The organism is Candidatus Methanocrinis alkalitolerans (assembly GCF_029167205.1).
Classification (GTDB): Archaea; Halobacteriota; Methanosarcinia; order Methanotrichales; family Methanotrichaceae; genus Methanocrinis; species Methanocrinis alkalitolerans.
Genome location: NZ_JARFPL010000018.1, coordinates 1 through 16,014, shown reverse-complemented (window position 1 = coordinate 16,014; position 16,014 = coordinate 1). Strand labels below are relative to the sequence as shown.

At 59.8% G+C, this 16,014-nt stretch carries 20 protein-coding genes; 7 read left to right on the top strand and 13 right to left on the bottom strand.

Features of this window, described 5'->3' with window-relative positions; genetic code table 11:
* Genes argF through P0O24_RS06985 form a run of 4 tightly spaced genes read right to left on the bottom strand, consistent with a single transcriptional unit; the run spans position 1 to position 3,011 of the window.
* Positions 1 to 924 (bottom strand): ornithine carbamoyltransferase, encoded by a 924-nt coding sequence (argF, locus tag P0O24_RS07000; protein ID WP_316969030.1) that lies wholly within the window; start codon positions 922 to 924, stop codon positions 1 to 3.
* Positions 921 to 1,313 (bottom strand): molybdopterin dinucleotide binding domain-containing protein, encoded by a 393-nt coding sequence (locus tag P0O24_RS06995; protein WP_316969029.1) that lies wholly within the window; start codon positions 1,311 to 1,313, stop codon positions 921 to 923. Before P0O24_RS06995 ends, argF begins: the two co-directional genes overlap by 4 nt.
* Positions 1,314 to 2,534, bottom strand: coding sequence for a formylmethanofuran dehydrogenase subunit B (locus P0O24_RS06990; RefSeq protein ID WP_316969028.1), 1,221 nt, complete (start codon positions 2,532 to 2,534; stop codon positions 1,314 to 1,316). It lies immediately after the preceding gene.
* Positions 2,535 to 2,543: 9 nt separating this feature from the next.
* A complete protein-coding gene (locus P0O24_RS06985) occupies positions 2,544 to 3,011 on the bottom strand; it encodes a (Fe-S)-binding protein (RefSeq protein WP_316969027.1) in 468 nt (155 codons plus the stop codon).
* 143 nt (positions 3,012 to 3,154) lie between these two features.
* Here P0O24_RS06985 and P0O24_RS06980 point away from each other — a divergent pair, with 143 nt between their 5' ends.
* The 3 genes from P0O24_RS06980 to yciH all read left to right on the top strand — a co-directional run bounded on the left by P0O24_RS06980 (position 3,155) and on the right by yciH (position 8,039).
* Positions 3,155 to 4,903 (top strand): BatA and WFA domain-containing protein, encoded by a 1,749-nt coding sequence (locus P0O24_RS06980; RefSeq protein WP_316969026.1) that lies wholly within the window; start codon positions 3,155 to 3,157, stop codon positions 4,901 to 4,903.
* Positions 4,903 to 7,290 carry a VWA domain-containing protein gene (locus tag P0O24_RS06975; protein WP_316969025.1) on the top strand — a complete coding sequence of 796 codons (2,388 nt, stop codon included), beginning with the start codon at positions 4,903 to 4,905 and terminating at the stop codon, positions 7,288 to 7,290. Before P0O24_RS06980 ends, P0O24_RS06975 begins: the two co-directional genes overlap by 1 nt.
* A gap of 431 nt (positions 7,291 to 7,721) precedes the next feature.
* Positions 7,722 to 8,039: a stress response translation initiation inhibitor YciH gene (gene yciH, locus P0O24_RS06970; RefSeq protein ID WP_394356740.1), complete on the top strand. Its 318-nt coding sequence runs from the start codon at positions 7,722 to 7,724 to the stop codon at positions 8,037 to 8,039.
* Between the two features lie 108 nt (positions 8,040 to 8,147).
* On the opposite strand, the gene P0O24_RS06965 is transcribed toward yciH, so the two are convergent.
* The 4 genes from P0O24_RS06965 to P0O24_RS06950 all read right to left on the bottom strand — a co-directional run bounded on the left by P0O24_RS06965 (position 8,148) and on the right by P0O24_RS06950 (position 9,469).
* Positions 8,148 to 8,540: a helix-turn-helix transcriptional regulator gene (locus P0O24_RS06965; RefSeq protein ID WP_316969023.1), complete on the bottom strand. Its 393-nt coding sequence runs from the start codon at positions 8,538 to 8,540 to the stop codon at positions 8,148 to 8,150.
* A 16-nt stretch (positions 8,541 to 8,556) separates the two neighbouring features.
* A complete protein-coding gene (locus P0O24_RS06960; protein ID WP_394356737.1) occupies positions 8,557 to 8,781 on the bottom strand; it encodes an LSM domain-containing protein in 225 nt (74 codons plus the stop codon).
* A gap of 127 nt (positions 8,782 to 8,908) precedes the next feature.
* Positions 8,909 to 9,139, bottom strand: coding sequence for a NifU family protein (locus P0O24_RS06955; RefSeq protein WP_316969021.1), 231 nt, complete (start codon positions 9,137 to 9,139; stop codon positions 8,909 to 8,911).
* Positions 9,140 to 9,145: 6 nt separating this feature from the next.
* Positions 9,146 to 9,469 (bottom strand): MJ1244 family protein, encoded by a 324-nt coding sequence (locus P0O24_RS06950; RefSeq protein WP_316969020.1) that lies wholly within the window; start codon positions 9,467 to 9,469, stop codon positions 9,146 to 9,148.
* A 113-nt stretch (positions 9,470 to 9,582) separates the two neighbouring features.
* Here P0O24_RS06950 and cobZ point away from each other — a divergent pair, with 113 nt between their 5' ends.
* Genes cobZ through P0O24_RS06930 form a run of 4 tightly spaced genes read left to right on the top strand, consistent with a single transcriptional unit; the run spans position 9,583 to position 11,785 of the window.
* Positions 9,583 to 10,050 (top strand): alpha-ribazole phosphatase CobZ, encoded by a 468-nt coding sequence (cobZ, locus tag P0O24_RS06945; RefSeq protein ID WP_394356739.1) that lies wholly within the window; start codon positions 9,583 to 9,585, stop codon positions 10,048 to 10,050.
* Positions 10,014 to 10,829, top strand: a complete 816-nt coding sequence (gene cobS, locus P0O24_RS06940; RefSeq protein ID WP_316969066.1) for an adenosylcobinamide-GDP ribazoletransferase — start codon at positions 10,014 to 10,016, stop codon at positions 10,827 to 10,829. The genes cobZ and cobS overlap by 37 nt, the downstream gene beginning before the upstream one ends.
* On the top strand, positions 10,799 to 11,419 hold the full coding sequence (locus P0O24_RS06935; protein ID WP_316969018.1) for an NTP transferase domain-containing protein: 621 nt from the start codon (positions 10,799 to 10,801) through the stop codon (positions 11,417 to 11,419). The genes cobS and P0O24_RS06935 overlap by 31 nt, the downstream gene beginning before the upstream one ends.
* Before the next feature lie 15 nt (positions 11,420 to 11,434).
* The gene (locus P0O24_RS06930; protein WP_316969017.1) at positions 11,435 to 11,785 is read left to right on the top strand and encodes a hypothetical protein; all 351 of its coding nucleotides are present in this window, start codon (positions 11,435 to 11,437) and stop codon (positions 11,783 to 11,785) included.
* Positions 11,786 to 11,900: 115 nt separating this feature from the next.
* On the opposite strand, the gene acsC is transcribed toward P0O24_RS06930, so the two are convergent.
* The 5 genes from acsC to P0O24_RS06905 form a co-directional block, all read right to left on the bottom strand.
* Positions 11,901 to 13,325 (bottom strand): acetyl-CoA decarbonylase/synthase complex subunit gamma, encoded by a 1,425-nt coding sequence (gene acsC, locus P0O24_RS06925; RefSeq protein WP_394356736.1) that lies wholly within the window; start codon positions 13,323 to 13,325, stop codon positions 11,901 to 11,903.
* Between the two features lie 5 nt (positions 13,326 to 13,330).
* Positions 13,331 to 14,683, bottom strand: coding sequence for a CO dehydrogenase/acetyl-CoA synthase subunit delta (gene cdhD, locus P0O24_RS06920; RefSeq protein ID WP_316969015.1), 1,353 nt, complete (start codon positions 14,681 to 14,683; stop codon positions 13,331 to 13,333).
* A 12-nt stretch (positions 14,684 to 14,695) separates the two neighbouring features.
* A complete protein-coding gene (locus P0O24_RS06915; protein WP_316969014.1) occupies positions 14,696 to 15,457 on the bottom strand; it encodes an ATP-binding protein in 762 nt (253 codons plus the stop codon).
* Positions 15,458 to 15,469: 12 nt separating this feature from the next.
* The gene (locus P0O24_RS06910) at positions 15,470 to 15,676 is read right to left on the bottom strand and encodes a hypothetical protein (RefSeq protein ID WP_316969013.1); all 207 of its coding nucleotides are present in this window, start codon (positions 15,674 to 15,676) and stop codon (positions 15,470 to 15,472) included.
* A gap of 116 nt (positions 15,677 to 15,792) precedes the next feature.
* Positions 15,793 to 15,981, bottom strand: coding sequence for a hypothetical protein (locus tag P0O24_RS06905; RefSeq protein ID WP_316969012.1), 189 nt, complete (start codon positions 15,979 to 15,981; stop codon positions 15,793 to 15,795).
* Between the last annotated feature and the right edge of the window lie 33 nt (positions 15,982 to 16,014).

Below are 16,014 nucleotides of genomic sequence, written 5' to 3'. Positions count from 1 at the left end.
CTAGACCAGGAACCTCTCCAGCACCGCCTTGGCCGAATGGAGCCGGTTCTCGCTCTGGTCGAGGATGGCGGACTTTGGCCCGTCCATAACCTCGTCGGTGATCTCCTGGCCCCGGTGGGCGGGGAGGCAGTGCATGACGATGGCTCCGTCGCTGGCGTGGCTGAGGAGGTCGGCGTTGACCTGGTAGCGTCGGAAGGCCTCCACCCTCCTGACCGCATCGTCCTCGTCGCCCATGGAGACCCAGGTGTCGGTACTGACGACGTCGGCGCCGGATACGGCCTTGACGGGGTCGGTGACGACGACGGTCCCACCTCCAAGACGATCAGCATGATCTAATATCTTACGGTTTGGCCCGTAGCCCGGGGGAGAGGCGACGACGATCTCCATCCCCATCATGGCGGCGGCGATGATCGTCGAGTTGCAGACGTTGTTTCCGTCGCCGATCCAGGCGACCTTCAGCCCTGAGAGCCGCCCAAACCTCTCCCGGACCGTCATCAGGTCCGCCAGGATCTGGCAGGGGTGCTCCTGGTCGGAGAGGACGTTTATGACCGGGACGGCGGCGTGGCGGCCCAGCTCCTCGAGGGTCTTGTGGTCGTAGACCCGGGCCGCGATCCCGTGGACGAACCGAGATAGGACCCGGGCGGTGTCGGGGAGCGTCTCACCCCGGCCGAGCTGGAGGTCGTTTTTCCCGAGATAGAGGGTGTGCCCCCCGAGGTCGGTCATCGCCACCTCCAGGGAGACCCTCGTCCTGGTGGAGGGCTTCTCGAAGATGGCGGCGAGGCTTTTACCCGCCAGGATCGACCTGGCGGAAGGGTCGCCCCTCCTGGCCTTCAGGTCGTCGGCCCGGTCCAGGATCGCTCCGATCTCCTGGGGGGATAGGTCGGATATCGATAAAAGGTTCATCTGGTCACTTCCAAAGGTCATCCTCCCCTGATCATCTCTCCGATCTCGGCGATGGAGGTCAGTCCCTCGTCGGATGAAGAGACCTTCGCCGTGAACCTCTTCATCTCCAAAACCCCCCTCTCGCCGGTATCGCCGGAGAGGAGCTGGCTCGACCAGGGGCTCTTGGGCATGAAGGCGACGCCGGGATGGGGGTCCTCAGAGATCTTCGCCGCCACCACCACCGCCCCATAATCGGTCTCCATCCGGACGGGGATGCCGGCCTCGACACCAAGGCCCGACGCGTCCCCCCCGTCCAGGAAGACGACGGCGCTCTCGTCTCGATACCCGTCACTATAGATCCCCAGCGCCTCCTGCACCTCCTGGAAGATCCCCCTGAAGGTGACCACCGTCAACTCTCTTCCTTCTGCCATCTAAACCGCCTCCATGATCATCCTGACGACCTCGGCGTCGGAGACGTAACCCGACTCCGCGAAGGCGTCATACTCCACCTTCACCCCGTCGGTCCGGAGGGCAGACCCACCGGCCTCGATGCCTGCTACGGCGACGGGGACCGTCACCTCGGCGAGGTCTGTGGTGAGGTTTCTGGAGGAGTTCACCGCCACCATGGGGACCCTGGCCAGCTTCCTCGCCAGGGGCCCGGGGAGGGCGGCGGCGGGGTCTGAGGAGACGATCATGGCTCCGTCGCAGACGTCCAAGAACCTGGCGATCCCGAACTTTGGACCGGAGCCGACGCCCTCCTTGAAGGAGACGGAGTTGACGTGGCCGGTCTCGTCGAAGAGGGTCTGGTTGAACCCTCTCGTGTTGTACTCTCCCAGGGTCGGGATGATGGAGAACCGGCTGACCTCGTTCAACCTCCCCACCAGGGAGACGAACCAGTCGATATCGCCCTTGACGGCTTCGGCGTGGCCGAGGCCGGTGAATATCGCGCCGAACTTCGCCTTCCGCAGCTTCGTCGCCAGGTTCAGCATCCTCTTTTTGTCCTCCACCTTCGGTATCTTGCCGCCGAGGGCGGACGAGAGCGCTTCTGCGAAGTCGGCGTCTCCCCCCGGCGGGACTTTGAAGAACCCGTCGGCGGCGATCTGAGCCGTCGGCGACTTGCGGACGTCTACGACGATCGCCTCCCGATCCTCCTCGTACCCCCTCTGCCTCTTCTCGCCCCGGGGAAAGTAGGAGAACCGGGACAGGTGGCGGGGGTGGCTGCTGGAGGGATCGTCCCCCCAAAAGATGGAGACGTCGGCATAGTTTCGTACGTCGTCGAGGGTGCACGAAGGAACCTCCCCCGCCAGGATCTTCTCCATTATCGCCCCCTGAGAGTAGGAGGAGGGATCGTCGATGGCGGAGCCGAGCTTCTTTGCCAGCTCGACCCCTGCCCTCTGGGCCTCCAGGGAGGAGGAACCGAGGCCGAATATGAGGAGGTTTTCAGCCCCAGCCAGAAGCTCCGCCGCCGAACCGACCGCCTCTTCGAGGGGGACCTCGCCGCCTCCGACGGCCGGGCGGAGCCTTTCGACGGTGAGGGAGTCGTAGTGGGCCCGCCCCTTCCGGCAGAGGTTCATCGTCTTTTTGACCACCCCATCGAGATGATCCACCACGATATCGTCGCAGAGCAATGAACAGCCTGTACAGAACGCCATAATTATCACCTAGATGAACTCGATCGCCTTGCTGGGACAGGTCGCGATGCAGGCGTTGCAGAGGACCTTCTCGGGACCAAACCGCCTGCATTCGTCGACGTTGACGCACTTGACGACGCCGTCTTCCACCACCAGGATCGCTTTGCCGCTGACGGGGCCCCGGCCGATGGCTGTTCCCTTGGGATCGTTGGCGACGTTGACGGGGCAGGCGACGACACAGTTGCCGCATCCGTAGCACTTCTCTTTGTGGATCACCATCCCCGTCTCGGTGGCGTCGGCGCTCAATATGGGGGCGAGAAGCTCCCTGAGCCCCTCCAACTTCTTTTCGTACTTCGCCTCCTCCACCAAAGGCGTGCAGTCCTCGATCGCCTTTCTCTTTCCCAGAAGCTCGACGGCGAAGGCCATGCAGGTGGGAAGGCCGCACTTCTTGCAGTTGGTCTTTGGGAGGAGCTGATAGACTTCCATGACGCTGATCATTATCGTCCACCTCGATCTCCAGGATCAGAGGAAAACATGTATTCGTCAATCGTATTAAGAATGTTGGCAGGCCGATTCCCCCATATTTCGCGCAAACCAATTTTTGCGCAAACCTTTTCTCGGTCGTCGGCGTAAGGTCCCTGATGCCCTTCAGCTTCCCTCTCGCCCTCCTGGGCCTCCTGAGCGCCATCCCCCTGATCATCCTCTACATGATCAGGCCCAAGCCGAAAGACCAGCCCTTCCCTTCGACGGCCTTCATAAAAGAGGGGGATGCAAAGCCGACAGCCTCCCTCAACCGGCTGATAAATGACCCCCTCTTCTGGATACAGCTTCTGGTGATCGTACTTCTCGTCCTGGCGGCCGCAGGCCCCTTCACTGTGGCGAGGGGGACCCAGGAAGGTCACCTGGTGGTGGTGATAGACCTCTCCGCCAGCATGGAGGCGAGCTTCGATGAGGCAAAGGAGATATTCCTGCAGTACACCGCCGGCCAGGATCGGATCAGCATCGTCCTGGCGGAGACGATCCCCATCGTCGCCCTCCGGGAGGGGAACGGCCAGCAGGCGAGGTCGACCCTCGAATCCCTCTCCCCCAGGGCGGTCTCAACAGACCTCTCCGCCGCCATGATGATGGCCAAGAGCCTCCTGGGTGCCGACGGCGGCTCGATCCTGGTGATATCCGACTTCTTGAGCTGGACCGGCGACGACCCCCAGGTGACGAAAGGGCTGATCGTCAGCGAAGGGACGGATGTCGTCTTCGTCGACTCCGGGGGAGAAGGGGAGAACGTGGGGATCATCGGCGGCTGGATCGTAAGCTACGGCGAAGTCCTCAACTATACATGCCTCGTGAGAAACTACGGAGGAACGAGGACGGTCCCCATCAGGATCGAGGGGCCGGCGGGCACCTCCACCACCATCAGGACGATAGACGCCGGCGGCGACAGCTACATCACCTTCGACGCCTTCCCCGGCGTCACCACCGTCACCCTGGAGATCGATGACGCCATATCTTTCGACGATCGGGCCAACGTCTACGCCCCGGAGATCGATGACCGGAGAGTCCTCTACCTGGGTGAGGAGGGGCCGGTCAGTTCAGCCCTCAGGTCGATCCCCGCCATCGCCGTCAGGGGCTCCGGGGATTACGGAGGCTTCGATCTGGTGGTGACAGAAGGAGGCGGCTCCGACGGCAGGCTGAACCGGTACGTCTACGACGGCGGCAACGTCGTCTACGTCGGCTCCAACGGGTCCGAAAGCCCCGATTACCTCCCCGTCAGGATCGTGGGGGTCGTCAACGAGTCCGCACCCCTCTGGACGAGAGACCCGGTCTTCGCCGAAGATGTTCACCTCGGCGAGGTGGGGGTCTACAGCTACCTTCAGGCCGCCCCCCGCCAGGGGTCGGTGACCATCGCCGAGGCGAACGGCGTCCCCGTCATATCGTACTGGAGGCTAGGGAGCGGCACCGTCGTCTACCTGGGGCTATCCTCCGAGATGTCGGACTTCTACCAGAGGCCGGAGTACCCGATATTCTGGTATGAGATGACGAACTGGCTCACCAACGTCCCCGACGTCTCAGACTCCAACCGGAGGACCGGCGATATCATAAGGCTGGGGGAGACGACGACCGTCGAGGCCCCCGACGGGAGGATCACCACAGACCTCCTCCTCCTGAACATGGTGGGGGTCTATCGGTTCCAGGGGAGGGCCGTCGTCGCCAACATGTACGATCCCGTCGAGTCGAACCTCATGGCGATGAGGACCTTGAACCTGGGGACCTTCACCCAGAAGGAGAGCTCTGAGATGCTCATCGAGAGGGACCTATCTACCTGGCTCCTCCTGGCGGCCTTCTGCCTCATCGTCCTGGAGCTATTGATCCTCCGAAGGAGGCGAGAGGTTTGATGGAGGGCGTCTACTTTTCAGAGCCCCGCCTCCTCTGGCTGGTGCCCCTGATATTGATCGGTGGGGCGGCCAGCCTGCGGTGGGAGAAGAACAGGCTCCTCGTCCTCAGCAGGACGGCTATATTCGTCCTTTTGGTGGTAGCCCTCGCCAACCCATACGTCACGGTGACGGAGACGACGGAGGCGAGGCGGCCGATCATAACCGTCGTCTCGGACCTCACCGCATCGATGGAGATCTTCGATAGGAACGCCGCCGCCAGGGTCCATGCGGACCTCCCCGACTCTCAGATCAGAACCTTCTCGGGGATGTCGACGCCCCTGGGAGATAAGATCCTCCAGTACGCCCAGCCGGGGGGAGCCCTCCTCCTGGTCACCGACGGCTACAGCAACCAGGGCAGGGACGTAGAGGAGGCCCTCGCCCTGGCAAGGTCTGCCAACACCACCGTCTTCGCCCTGGAGATGGTGCCGACGAGGAACGACTACAGCGTCGAGATCTCAGGGACGAACACCGCCGTCCTGGGAGGAGACTACCCCTTCACCGTCGTGGTGAGAAGCTCCGGCGGCGAGTTCCAGGGGCAGCTTACCGTCAGGGCCGACAACTCCGTCATATACCAGGGGAGGATCTCCGGGGAGGGGAGGTCCGCCTCCGTCAAGATCTCCCACAGGTTCCCTTCGACGGGAACCCACCACCTGGAGGCGGCGATAAGCTTCCCGCAAGACGCCACCGGAGAGAACGACCGGTACCAGAAGGCCGTATACGTCGTCCCCAAGCCCGAGGTCCTCCTGGTGGCCGAAGGGTCCTCGCCCCTCTCCCAGGTCTTAACGGACCATTACAGGCTCACCGTCGAGCCCGCCTTCAGAAGAGACCTGCTGGGGGAGGGGGGCAAGAGGTTCAAGGCGGTGATCCTGGACGACCAGAAGTATCACCCGGAGCTCGTCGGCCTCCGGGATTACGTCAGGGAAGGCGGAGGTCTTGTGGTGGTGGGAGGCAGAGACTCCTACGAATTCGGCGACTATAGGAACAGCAGCCTTGAAGATATCCTCCCGGTCAGGTCCGTTCCCAGCATCTTCGAGGGGGGGAAGACGACGGTGATCGTCATGGACATATCCGGAAGCACCCGAGGCGAGATGGTGGTGGGGGGCGCCACCTTCCTCGACTACGAGAAGTCCCTGGCCATCGAGCTGCTCAAGTCCCCGGAGTTCAGGGACGACCGGGTCGCCCTCGTCGTCTTCGGCACCGAGGCCTTCGTAGTCTTCACCCCCATCCTCATCCCTGGAAGGGAGATGATGATCTCGGATCGGATATCGAGCCTCTCACCCCAGGCCGGGGCCCAGGAGGAGAGCCAGATGGATATCGGCCTCGCCCTCGCCTGGGATATCCTCAACTCCACCGGCGGCGACGGAGAGGTCATCGTCATATCCGACGGCCGGATCCGGGAGTACCCCGAGGTCTTCGAGGAGTCGGCGAGGATGATCAGGGATATGGAGGCTACGGTTCACCTGGTGGAGGTGAAGTCCTTCGAGTCCTCCCCCGGAAGCTTCAGGGACCTCGCCTCCCGAAGCGGAGCCGGGTACCATTCCGCCGTATACCCCGGCTCCGTCACCATCAGGGCCGAAGATAGGCCTGCAGAGGAGAGGCCGCCGGAAGTTGATGAGGAAGAGGTCTCGGCCGGAGGGTATTCCCTATCGATATTGAATCAGAACCACTACATCACCGCAGACCTCACCATCGCCGCCAACGCCACCGGCTTCAACGACGTCACCCCCAAATCAGGGAGCCAGAAGCTAGTGGCGATGCTCGACGGAAAGCCGATCGTCACCACCTGGAGGTACGGCCTCGGGAGGGTTGCGGCGGTCACCACCGACGACGGCTCTGCCTGGGCTCCGGAGCTTTACTCCGCCGAGAACTCGAAGCTCCCGTCCAGGACGGTGAACTGGGCCATCGGCGACCCGAGGCCCGAGGCCGGGAGGATCGATGCCGAGGACGGGTGGGAGCGGTCGCCTCTCGAGATAATGATAACGAGCCCGAGCCCTCCGAACCTGGGATCGGCGCAGGTGGATAAGGTGGGGGAGAACAGGTACCGCGCCGTCATCACTCCGGATAGCCGGGGGATATACACCGTCGGCGATTACGGCATAGCCGTCAACTACCCCCTGGAGCTGAGGGACGTCGGCTCAAACCCCGAGTTCTCAAGGCAGATCATGGCATCCGGAGGGATGCTCTTCTCCGAGGATGAGGTGGGAAGAAGGCTCGTCGAGGAGGCGAGAAAGAAAAGCGAGATCACCACCCAGAATAGAGTCAGCCGTCGGTGGTATCTCCTATTTGCGGCCCTTGCGATCTTCCTCGCGGAGGTGACGGTGAGAAGGCTCAGAGAGGTGAAGAGGTGACGGCCGCCGAAGACCCTCGGCCCCCTCTGACCGCACCCGGGCCGAGCCGTCCCCATCCAGACAGGACCGCCCCCATCCTTGCAGGATCGGGGGGACCCTTCGGCCAGAAGTAGTAACCCGGATTTTTTTGGTCGATCTTCGGAGGCGGCGGGGAGGAATGGAGTCGATGCACGTCGTAATTTTTCAGGCGCCAACGGCCACCAATAGCTATTTAGCTTATCGACATGTAGTCTGGAGGTAGTAGGGCTCATTTGTGGGACCAAAAGCGACGGCGAGAGGTCTTCAGATTCGAAAGACGCCGCCGGCGACCTCGCCGATGGAGACGCCGCGCCCAAATAAGCAAGATCCCCCTCCAAGGGGTGGGGGAGGACGTCTCAGTAGGCCGCTCCGACGAATGGGTTCATATATTCTGTGGAGGTAACTACCAGAAGATGAGTTCCGAGATGTGCCCAGTATGTGGCCTTCCCAAAGACCTTTGCATATGCCAGGAGGTAGCCAAGGAGCAGCAGAGGATCACGGTGAAGATCAACAGACGAAGATACGGAAAAGAGGTTACAGTGATCCAGGGGATAGATCCTCACGAGATCGATCTCAACGAACTAGCTACATATCTCAAATCGGAGCTTGCCTGCGGGGGGACCGTCAAGGGCTACGGCGTTATCGAGCTGCAAGGCAATCATACCGGGCGTATAAAGAAGATCTTGGTTAAGAAGGGCTTCGGAGAAGGTCAGATCCAGATAAGTTCCTGAGAAACCAGATCCAAAAACGCCCTCAACCCCTCCGCCCCTTTTTGGGAGGCCTCCAGCAGCCATGTGGTGAGGGATGGCCGCCGAAATTTTTAATAAAATCGGCCGACTTCACTGTTGGAGCAGAGAGGTTGTCGCCTTTTTGGTCGATCCATCGATGGTGAGGTCGGCCCCCTCCTCCAGGACTATGGCGAAGATCCACTCGCTCAGCTCCGGGCAGTGTTCGGGGACGCATTCGTTTATGCAACCTCCACAGGGCTCGAATATCTCACCGACAAGAAGAGAGGCGAAGCGACCGCCAGCGGGCTTCGTCCCCGCGTACCACAACCGAAATGTTCTCACCCCATCGGCCGATTCGGGCTCCCTTCTTATCAGATCCTCCCTCAAAAGCTTCGATACTATGCGAGAGCATTTACGAGAATCGATATCCAAACATTTCCACAGGTCGCTCTGCAGAACCCCTTCCTCACACGACTTGATGTACTCCAGCGCTTCCTCATACATCTGGACACCTGGAGAGTCACTCCACCGGACTTATGAGGATTATGTTGTTTCCCCTGAGTATCACCGAACCGAGGGAACGCGCCCTCTCACCATGGACGATCTCCACAGTCTCCAGGAGATGGAGGTTGAGATAATCGTCGACGCTGTTTAGGGTTCCCTCCAGAACGTGGTGTTCTGACCCCTTCATCTCCACCCTGATCTTCGATCCGATCAACGTTTGAACTTTCTTACTTGGAAACACAACTATTTCCTCTCTATAGTTTATCTCGATTTGAAACCGTCGGCGACGAGCCGCCCTTCGAGCAAATTGAGCAGAACCATATCAATGCGACGGCCTTTTAAAATGGAGGCGATAGAAAGTGCGCGCACTATACCGCCACAACTTCCCTTATGCCGTCTACGTTCTTCTTCAGCTCTCGTTCTACGAAATTCTTGAGGGTCATCTGGGAAAAGGGGCAACCAGCGCAGCTTCCCGTCAGCCTGACTGATACGACGCCATCATCGTTTATGTCCACCAGCTCGATATCGCCACCATCCATCCTGAGGGCGTTTCTGATGACCTCCAGCACAGATTCCACTTCGGATCTAAAATTAGGCATCGATGCTCAATCTCCTCTGACCTTCATTACCGTTACCTTTTGGCCCATGATCGTATACCTTATCCCTTTTAAAGCTTGTTCCAGCCCTTTAATTATCGGCTCGCAGTCCCCATCTATGACAGTGTTGACGAGAACCCCCGGCTCTGCGTGATGTCTTACGGCCTCGATGGTCATCTCCGGGTCCTCTTTAAGACGGAAGTCTCTCCATTCCCTGGGAGCCATCCCCTTGTACTCATAGAGATAAAAACCCGTTATACCGAGCTCTGTGAGGGTGTTTATCACCCGGCCCAAATGCTCGTGATCTACAAATATCTTGACCAATGTCTTCATAAGATCCCGTGATAATATTCCGACACGAGACTTTAAATAACTTCGCCCACCGGCAGATCCGGTGCTACCAGATACGCTTTTATCCATTCGGATATCTTAGTCCGGCGATGAATATGGGCTCTGGCAAAGACATCCGAGACGTGCTCTTTGAGGCGGGGATATCCATCGACGACGTGGTCTATGCCGCCCTGGAGCTTTACGTACCGCATCCTGGGGTGGAGAATCGAGAGAGGGCCGATGAGGTCTTCAGAAGAGAGCTCGATATCGCCCTCTCTGACCCAAACCTCGCTCTTCTGATCTACGCGGGGGTTCTCCTGGAGGAGGAAGGGAAGAGGGCAAGCCTCCCCAACATGAAGAGCTCCGATTACGAGAGGGACCTGACTTACCTCATAGCCGACGAGGTGATCGGCATGACCATAGCCAAGTACGTCGGAGGCTACAAGGGGACCTTCGATTACGTCCGGTACGACAAGGCCAAGCCCGGGATCCTGGGAGAGCTCGGCCCCTTCATGGACGACGTCATCGCAGGGCTCATCGGCGGAGTCTGCGCAAACATGTACACCCGGGCGGTGTTCGACTGAGAGACCTCCTCCTCGCCCTCAAGTCTGGCTTCGGCTTTCTCACGACGATACCCGTCGGGATATCCATGGAGGGGATCGACGCCCTGATGAGGCACATCTATCTATTCCCCCTGGTGGGAGGGGCCCTGGGGCTGATCTACGCCTCCGTGGCCCTGGCATTGACGGCCTTCGTCCCGGCAGGGATCGCTGCAGCCCTCGTTTTAGTGGTGATCGTCAAGCTCTGCGGCATAAACCACGCCGACGGCCTCGCCGACTTCGGAGACGGAGTCTCTGCCCACACCACCGTCGAGAAGAAGATCAGCGCCATGAAGGACGTCTACATAGGTACCGGTGGCGTCGTCTTCGTGGTGCTCGCAATCCTCGCAGTCTACGCCTCCCTGACGGCGATACCCGCTGGAGCCCTTCCCATCGCCCTCATCGTGGCGGAGGTGGCGGCGAAGCAGTCGATGATAGCCTTCGCCGCCTTCTCGGCGCCCCTCCAGAAAGGCTTCGGTCAGATCGCCATCGAGAACACCGATAGATCCGACTTTCTCATCGGCCTTTTGATAGCTGCCGCCATCTGCGGGGCCCTCGCCGGCCTTCCCGGCATAGCCGTCCTCCTTGCAGCCCAGATATCGGCCCTCTACTTGGTCGTCGTCTCCAGGAGAAACTTCGGGGGAGCCACAGGGGACGGCTTCGGTGCCACCAACGAGGTGGCGAGGGCCGTCGCCCTCGTATCCGCCGCGATACTGACCGCCAACGGACTGGGATGGGAGGTTCTCCTCTGGACGCCGTGGTGATGGCAGGGGGGCTTGGGACGAGGCTCCAGATGGGGGAGAAGCCGATGGTCCGCCTCCTGGACCGGCCCCTGATCAGCTGGGTGGTCTCGGCCCTGAGGGAGAGCTCCATCGAGAGGATCTTTGTGGCGGCGACCGCGAGCGTCCCCGAGACGATGCAATGGGCTGGAGATAAGGGGATCGAGGTGGTGGAGACGCCGGGGGCGGGGTACGTCCCAGACATGATCTATGCCGTCGAGGAGGCGGGGATCGATGAGCCCGTCCTGATCGTGATGGCTGACCTGCCCCTTTTGAGAGGAGATATCGTAGACGAGATCATCGAGGTCTACGAGAATGTCCTGGAGCCAGCACTATCGGTCCACGCGCCCCTGGAGATATACCAACGGATCGGAGGAAAGCCCGACGCCCTCTTCAACTACCGGGGGCGGTTCATAGTCCCCTCTGGGGTGAACGTCCTCCTGGGATCGAAGATCAGGTTAGAGCAGGAGGACTATCATCTGATCCTTGACAGGGCAGAGCTGGCGGTGAACGTCAACTCCCCGGAGGACCTGGCGATATGCGAGTCGATCCTCCGGGGAGATTTGAAGATCTGATTTTGGGGTGAAGAGATGGATTACATCATGATAGACAACGAGAAATACTCGGTTGAAGACCTGGAGACCCTCACCGGAGAGGCAAAACCCGAAGCTGCGAAAGGGTACGTCCTCCTTTTGGCAAGGGTGCTCAAAGACCCATTCAGCCTGCCCAGAATGCTCAAGGAGATATGCTCACTCAAGCTGAACGACGAGGAGAGGCGAGACCTTCGGATGGCCCTCATCAGGGTCCAGATTGAGAGTGAATTGAGGATGAACGAGGATATCCAGAGGTACCAGCAGAGACGGTACGTATCCCAGGTGATCGAGATCCTCCTCTTCAAAGAGCTGCTTCTAGCTTCAGGCGAGCCTGAAGAGATGGAGTAAGAAGCTCGCCGGGAAGACTCCGAGAAGGAGTCTGGTCGAAAAGAATACGGTCAAAACGGACGGATAAAAATAGATAGAAGAGGTGTGCCCCTCAGGGGGGCACCCTTCCTCGCTTTTACTTCTTTGGTGGCCACTGCTTTTCCATCCAGCCGGGGATCCGGCCGGAGTCCTCGGGACCTACCAGGGCCTTGACCTTAAACTGGTAGAGGTCTTCCAGCTCTCCGCTGAACTTCGCGGCCATTCCTGGAAGGATGAAAGACTTGTGGCTGGTCTTCTCGAAGTCCACTCCGGCCTCAGCGAAGGCGTCCTTAATCTTGCTGGGAGTAATTTGGCCGCCAGCGACGGATGCCTGGACGCCGATGCCGTCGGTGTTCACCGCCAGCAGGTAGGAGTCGATGTTGTTGGACGCGAGGTCAGACTCCACCGTGTAGTAGGTCAGGGCGAAGTTGGTGGTGAGGAAGATCGGAGAGTCCTCGGTCGGGTTGCCCACCTTGTTGAGCCCTGGCTTGACCTGGACGGGGGTCCTGGGGTCGGTGTAGATGTTGAACCTCAGGTGCATGTCGGGCATGACGCTGTGAGGCTCCATCGAGTGCCGGATCATGATGTCCGCGCCTCGGATGACGAAGGTTGCGGCGAGGACGGACTCCCAGTAGGCGCCTCGAACCGGATCTTCGGAGGTCATCCAGGCATTGATCGGCAGAGCCATGACCGGATAGTTGAAATCCTTCTGGCCCTCCTCAGTGGCGGCTCTCCGCAGCTTGATGAAGTTCTGGAGAGATTCCTGGAGCTTCTCACCGTTGGGCGCAGTGCCCGGGTCCAAGACGAGATCCTCAAGTCCCATCTCCTTGAAGGTTAAGGCCATGCTCTTGAGACCATCGAGATCGAAGGGGACGGAGAGGGTCACGGGAACCTTGTAGTCATAGGCCAGCTGGGCGACTTCCTTCCAGTTGTCCTTGGTGGCGGCGTAGATGAGGGGCCTCTTCGCGGCGGAGACCTCGAGGCCCGCCTTCAGGACTTTGGGGTCGAAGGAGCAGAGGATCAGAGGCTTCTCCGTGTTCTCCATCACCTTCTTGACGCATTTCGCAAACTTGTCGGCGTCGCCTGTGACGGATCTCACGGCCACCATCTCGACCTCTTCCCAGTTGCCGATGTAGAACTTCCGCCATGTGTCGATCAGCTTCACCCTCTCGACGAGGTCCGCCTCGTTCATGGCGTCGGTGACATCGTAGGCGAATGGGGGCTTGTTGAAGAAGGTCATCTGGTGGCGGTACATCACGTCCTCGCCTCCGACCTTCAGCTGCCGGTCGCCGGTCCCAACGTATACGAGAGCCACCTCGGGAGCGATGACCTCCTTGAGAGAAGCCAGCTTCTTGCCGTACTTCTTCTGGTTCTTCTCTTCAAAGAGGGGCTTGCACTCCTCTATAGCTCTCTCTCTTGCGATGAGACCTGCTGCAAAGGCCATGCAGGTCTGCTCACCGCACTCGCCGCAGTTGGTCTGGGGCAGGAACTTGTAAAGATTGAGCGGGCTAGATTCCTTCAAGGCTATCACACCTCCATTGAGATCCAGTTGGTGGTGTCAGGAGTCTCCGCCTTTACCAGGCCCATGAGAGATTGGGTGATCTCCTGGAGGTAAGCGACGGCTATCGGGTTCATCATCATGAAGATGTCGACGCCGGCCATGGCGAGAGAGAACCCAGTGAGGATCTCCCAGATGGGGCCCCTCAGCATCCTGTCTCCCCAAGAGGAGTCGTCTTTGTTGGGGGAGTTGACCATCCAGGCCTCTCGAACGCCCCAGGCGTTGGTGGTACCCGAGGACATGGGGAAGCTCAGCTCCAGGTCGCCCTTCAGGCCGCCGAGCCTGATCCTCTCCATGTTCGAGTAGGCGAAGTCCATGCCGTAGGCGAGGGCCGCGGTCGTCGGGTCCATGACGATGGAGTCTCTCGGGACGCCGGCTACCTTCATCAGCTTCCTGTCCAGCTCCTTCTGAGCGTTGATCTCGAGCTGAGTCCAGGCGAGACATACGTTGTTGTTCTCGGCGCAGGACTTTCCGATGGCTTCCCAGTCCAGGTTCAGGCTTGCGCTGGCGATGAGGGCGCGCTCGCCCTGGGCTACCTCACTGGCCTTGGTCAGAACCTCTACGTCCTTCTCAGGGTTGCCGCTGCCGCCGATGACGATCGGAACGTCAACAGCCTGGAGGACGTCCTCCACCACCTTGACGGCTTCCTTGGCGGAGGTGTCCTTGATCAGGGGGTCTGTGCTGATGAGGTGAGTGGTCACCAGGTCTGCGCCGAACTCCTTGACCGCCTTCTTGGCCCAGTCTGCGGGGTCGTTCATGACATCTTCGTAGTGCATCTTGACGGCTTTGGCCATGCCTATCGGCATGTCGAAGACGTCGATGGTGACGACGGGCCTGTTTGGCATCGCAGCATCGAAGAAGAAGGGCATCGCCTTCTCGCCGCCGATCTTGATGACGTGGCCTCTCGATCCGCCGTCGGCCTTGGTTGCTCCGAGCTGGACCTCCTCGATCTGGGTCTTCCAGGTCTTATCGGTGCCGACAGAGAACTTGGCGCTCGCCAGGGTGTCGGGTATCTTGAAGGCCGGAACAGTGGCTGCAGCCTTGGCCAGCTCTGCTGGGGCGGGCGATATCGCCTGAGCCACCGCCACGGGCTGAAGGAGGCTCTCGACGGGATAGCCGAAGGCCTTGGCCATGTTGACGAGCTGGACCGCCACCTTCGCCACCTCTTCGCCGAAGTAGTAGGCGAATAGAGGGCCTGCGCCGGCAGCTCCAGCGTCTATTTCCAGTTCTATATCTCCCTCGATGGTGACCCCTTCGAGGGACTTAACGTCCATCTCTGCTAACTGCTTATTTAAGTCGGATATGTTAATTTTCTCTCCCATGTTCATCTCCCCTCATAGACCGATCTCTTTGAGTATATGCTCCTCCACTTCCATCACGGCAGGAGAGTCGTCCGGAAGGCCGACGAGCGGGTCGCCGACCAGATCGAGCCGGGCTACATTCTCGTCGTAGGGTATCAAGCCGATAACCTTCAAACCAAGGCCGTTTGCGACCTTTTGGATCTGATCTTTGGACAGATCGCGGACCTTGTTTGCTATGACGTAGAGGTTGCCGTACTTAAGATCCAGCTCGTCGGCGAGCTGTCTGATAGTCTCCGCGGTCTTAAGGCCCCTCCTCGATTCGTCGGTGACGACGATCAGAGAGTCCACCTCAGAGATCGTCTTCCTGCTCAGATGTTCAAGCCCCGCCGGAGAGTCCACGATGACCAGGTCGTAATCGTCGATCGTCTCGTCCATGATCCCCTTCAGCAGAGAATTGAGATAACAGTAACATCCGGACCCTTCAGATCGGCCCATCACCAAAAGATCGTATCCGTCCTTCTCCAGAAGAGCTTCGAAGATCTTGGCCGCGAAGAGCTGCTTCTTGTCATAATCTGGCGGCAACGAGACTCTAGAATCTTGAATCTCCTCCCTTATGTCCCCCACGGTCATCTCCACATCGTCCCCCAGCGCGTCTGCAAGATTCGCGTCGGGGTCGGCGTCTATGGCCAGGATGTTGGTCTTTTCGTCTCTCTTCAATAGAGACCTGATGATCATGGCGGTGACCGCGGTCTTGCCGGTGCCGCCCTTTCCGGTTATCGCTATGATTTTCCCCACGGTTCCGGCCTTCTACTTGCCTTTTGCGCTCTTGGGCTTTATGACGACTTCCTTGATGGATATGTTGGCGCCCCTCAGCTCCAAGACCATGCCGCCGGATCCACCTGCGGGCGCTGCAAAGGCGGGAGCTGCTCCTCCTGCGGGTGCGGCCGCAGCAGCGGGGGCTGCTCCTTCAGGCTCCTTCTTCTTCAACTTGAGTGATAGCTTCTTTCCAGCCATAATAATATCTCCCTCTCAGTTTCTCCCTCATCCTTCAAAACCAACCGTCACGCCAGAGGCGTGACGATCGGGACAAATCCTCTCACTTAAGATATAGGAGGGAGAAGGCGGACGCTCTACTTTGCGAGCGTCACCTTCTCGATGGTAACCTTTGCGTCCTTGAGGACCAGCTTGATCCCTCCAGCCCCGCCCGCAGACATCGCAAAAGCGGGGGCTGCTCCCGCCGCCGGTGCCGCTGCTGCGGCGGGGGCGGCTGCTGCTTCAGGTTCCTTCTTCTTCAGCTTAAGTGACAGTTTCTTTGCCATTTCCTTCGACCTCCTACACCCTCAAACGCAGAG

What these genes read in the sequence shown, in the direction of transcription:
- argF (WP_316969030.1), bottom strand. Translation starts at nt 924, where the DNA reads ATGACCTTTGGAAGTGACCAGATGAACCTTTTATCGATATCCGACCTA.
- P0O24_RS06995 (WP_316969029.1), bottom strand. Translation starts at nt 1,313, where the DNA reads ATGGCAGAAGGAAGAGAGTTGACGGTGGTCACCTTCAGGGGGATCTTC.
- P0O24_RS06990 (WP_316969028.1), bottom strand. Translation starts at nt 2,534, where the DNA reads ATGGCGTTCTGTACAGGCTGTTCATTGCTCTGCGACGATATCGTGGTG.
- P0O24_RS06985 (WP_316969027.1), bottom strand. Translation starts at nt 3,011, where the DNA reads ATGATCAGCGTCATGGAAGTCTATCAGCTCCTCCCAAAGACCAACTGC.
- P0O24_RS06980 (WP_316969026.1), top strand. Translation starts at nt 3,155, where the DNA reads ATGCCCTTCAGCTTCCCTCTCGCCCTCCTGGGCCTCCTGAGCGCCATC.
- P0O24_RS06975 (WP_316969025.1), top strand. Translation starts at nt 4,903, where the DNA reads ATGGAGGGCGTCTACTTTTCAGAGCCCCGCCTCCTCTGGCTGGTGCCC.
- yciH (WP_394356740.1), top strand. Translation starts at nt 7,722, where the DNA reads ATGAGTTCCGAGATGTGCCCAGTATGTGGCCTTCCCAAAGACCTTTGC.
- P0O24_RS06965 (WP_316969023.1), bottom strand. Translation starts at nt 8,540, where the DNA reads ATGTATGAGGAAGCGCTGGAGTACATCAAGTCGTGTGAGGAAGGGGTT.
- P0O24_RS06955 (WP_316969021.1), bottom strand. Translation starts at nt 9,139, where the DNA reads ATGCCTAATTTTAGATCCGAAGTGGAATCTGTGCTGGAGGTCATCAGA.
- P0O24_RS06950 (WP_316969020.1), bottom strand. Translation starts at nt 9,469, where the DNA reads ATGAAGACATTGGTCAAGATATTTGTAGATCACGAGCATTTGGGCCGG.
- cobZ (WP_394356739.1), top strand. Translation starts at nt 9,583, where the DNA reads ATGGGCTCTGGCAAAGACATCCGAGACGTGCTCTTTGAGGCGGGGATA.
- P0O24_RS06935 (WP_316969018.1), top strand. Translation starts at nt 10,799, where the DNA reads ATGGGAGGTTCTCCTCTGGACGCCGTGGTGATGGCAGGGGGGCTTGGG.
- P0O24_RS06930 (WP_316969017.1), top strand. Translation starts at nt 11,435, where the DNA reads ATGGATTACATCATGATAGACAACGAGAAATACTCGGTTGAAGACCTG.
- cdhD (WP_316969015.1), bottom strand. Translation starts at nt 14,683, where the DNA reads ATGGGAGAGAAAATTAACATATCCGACTTAAATAAGCAGTTAGCAGAG.
- P0O24_RS06910 (WP_316969013.1), bottom strand. Translation starts at nt 15,676, where the DNA reads ATGGCTGGAAAGAAGCTATCACTCAAGTTGAAGAAGAAGGAGCCTGAA.
- P0O24_RS06905 (WP_316969012.1), bottom strand. Translation starts at nt 15,981, where the DNA reads ATGGCAAAGAAACTGTCACTTAAGCTGAAGAAGAAGGAACCTGAAGCA.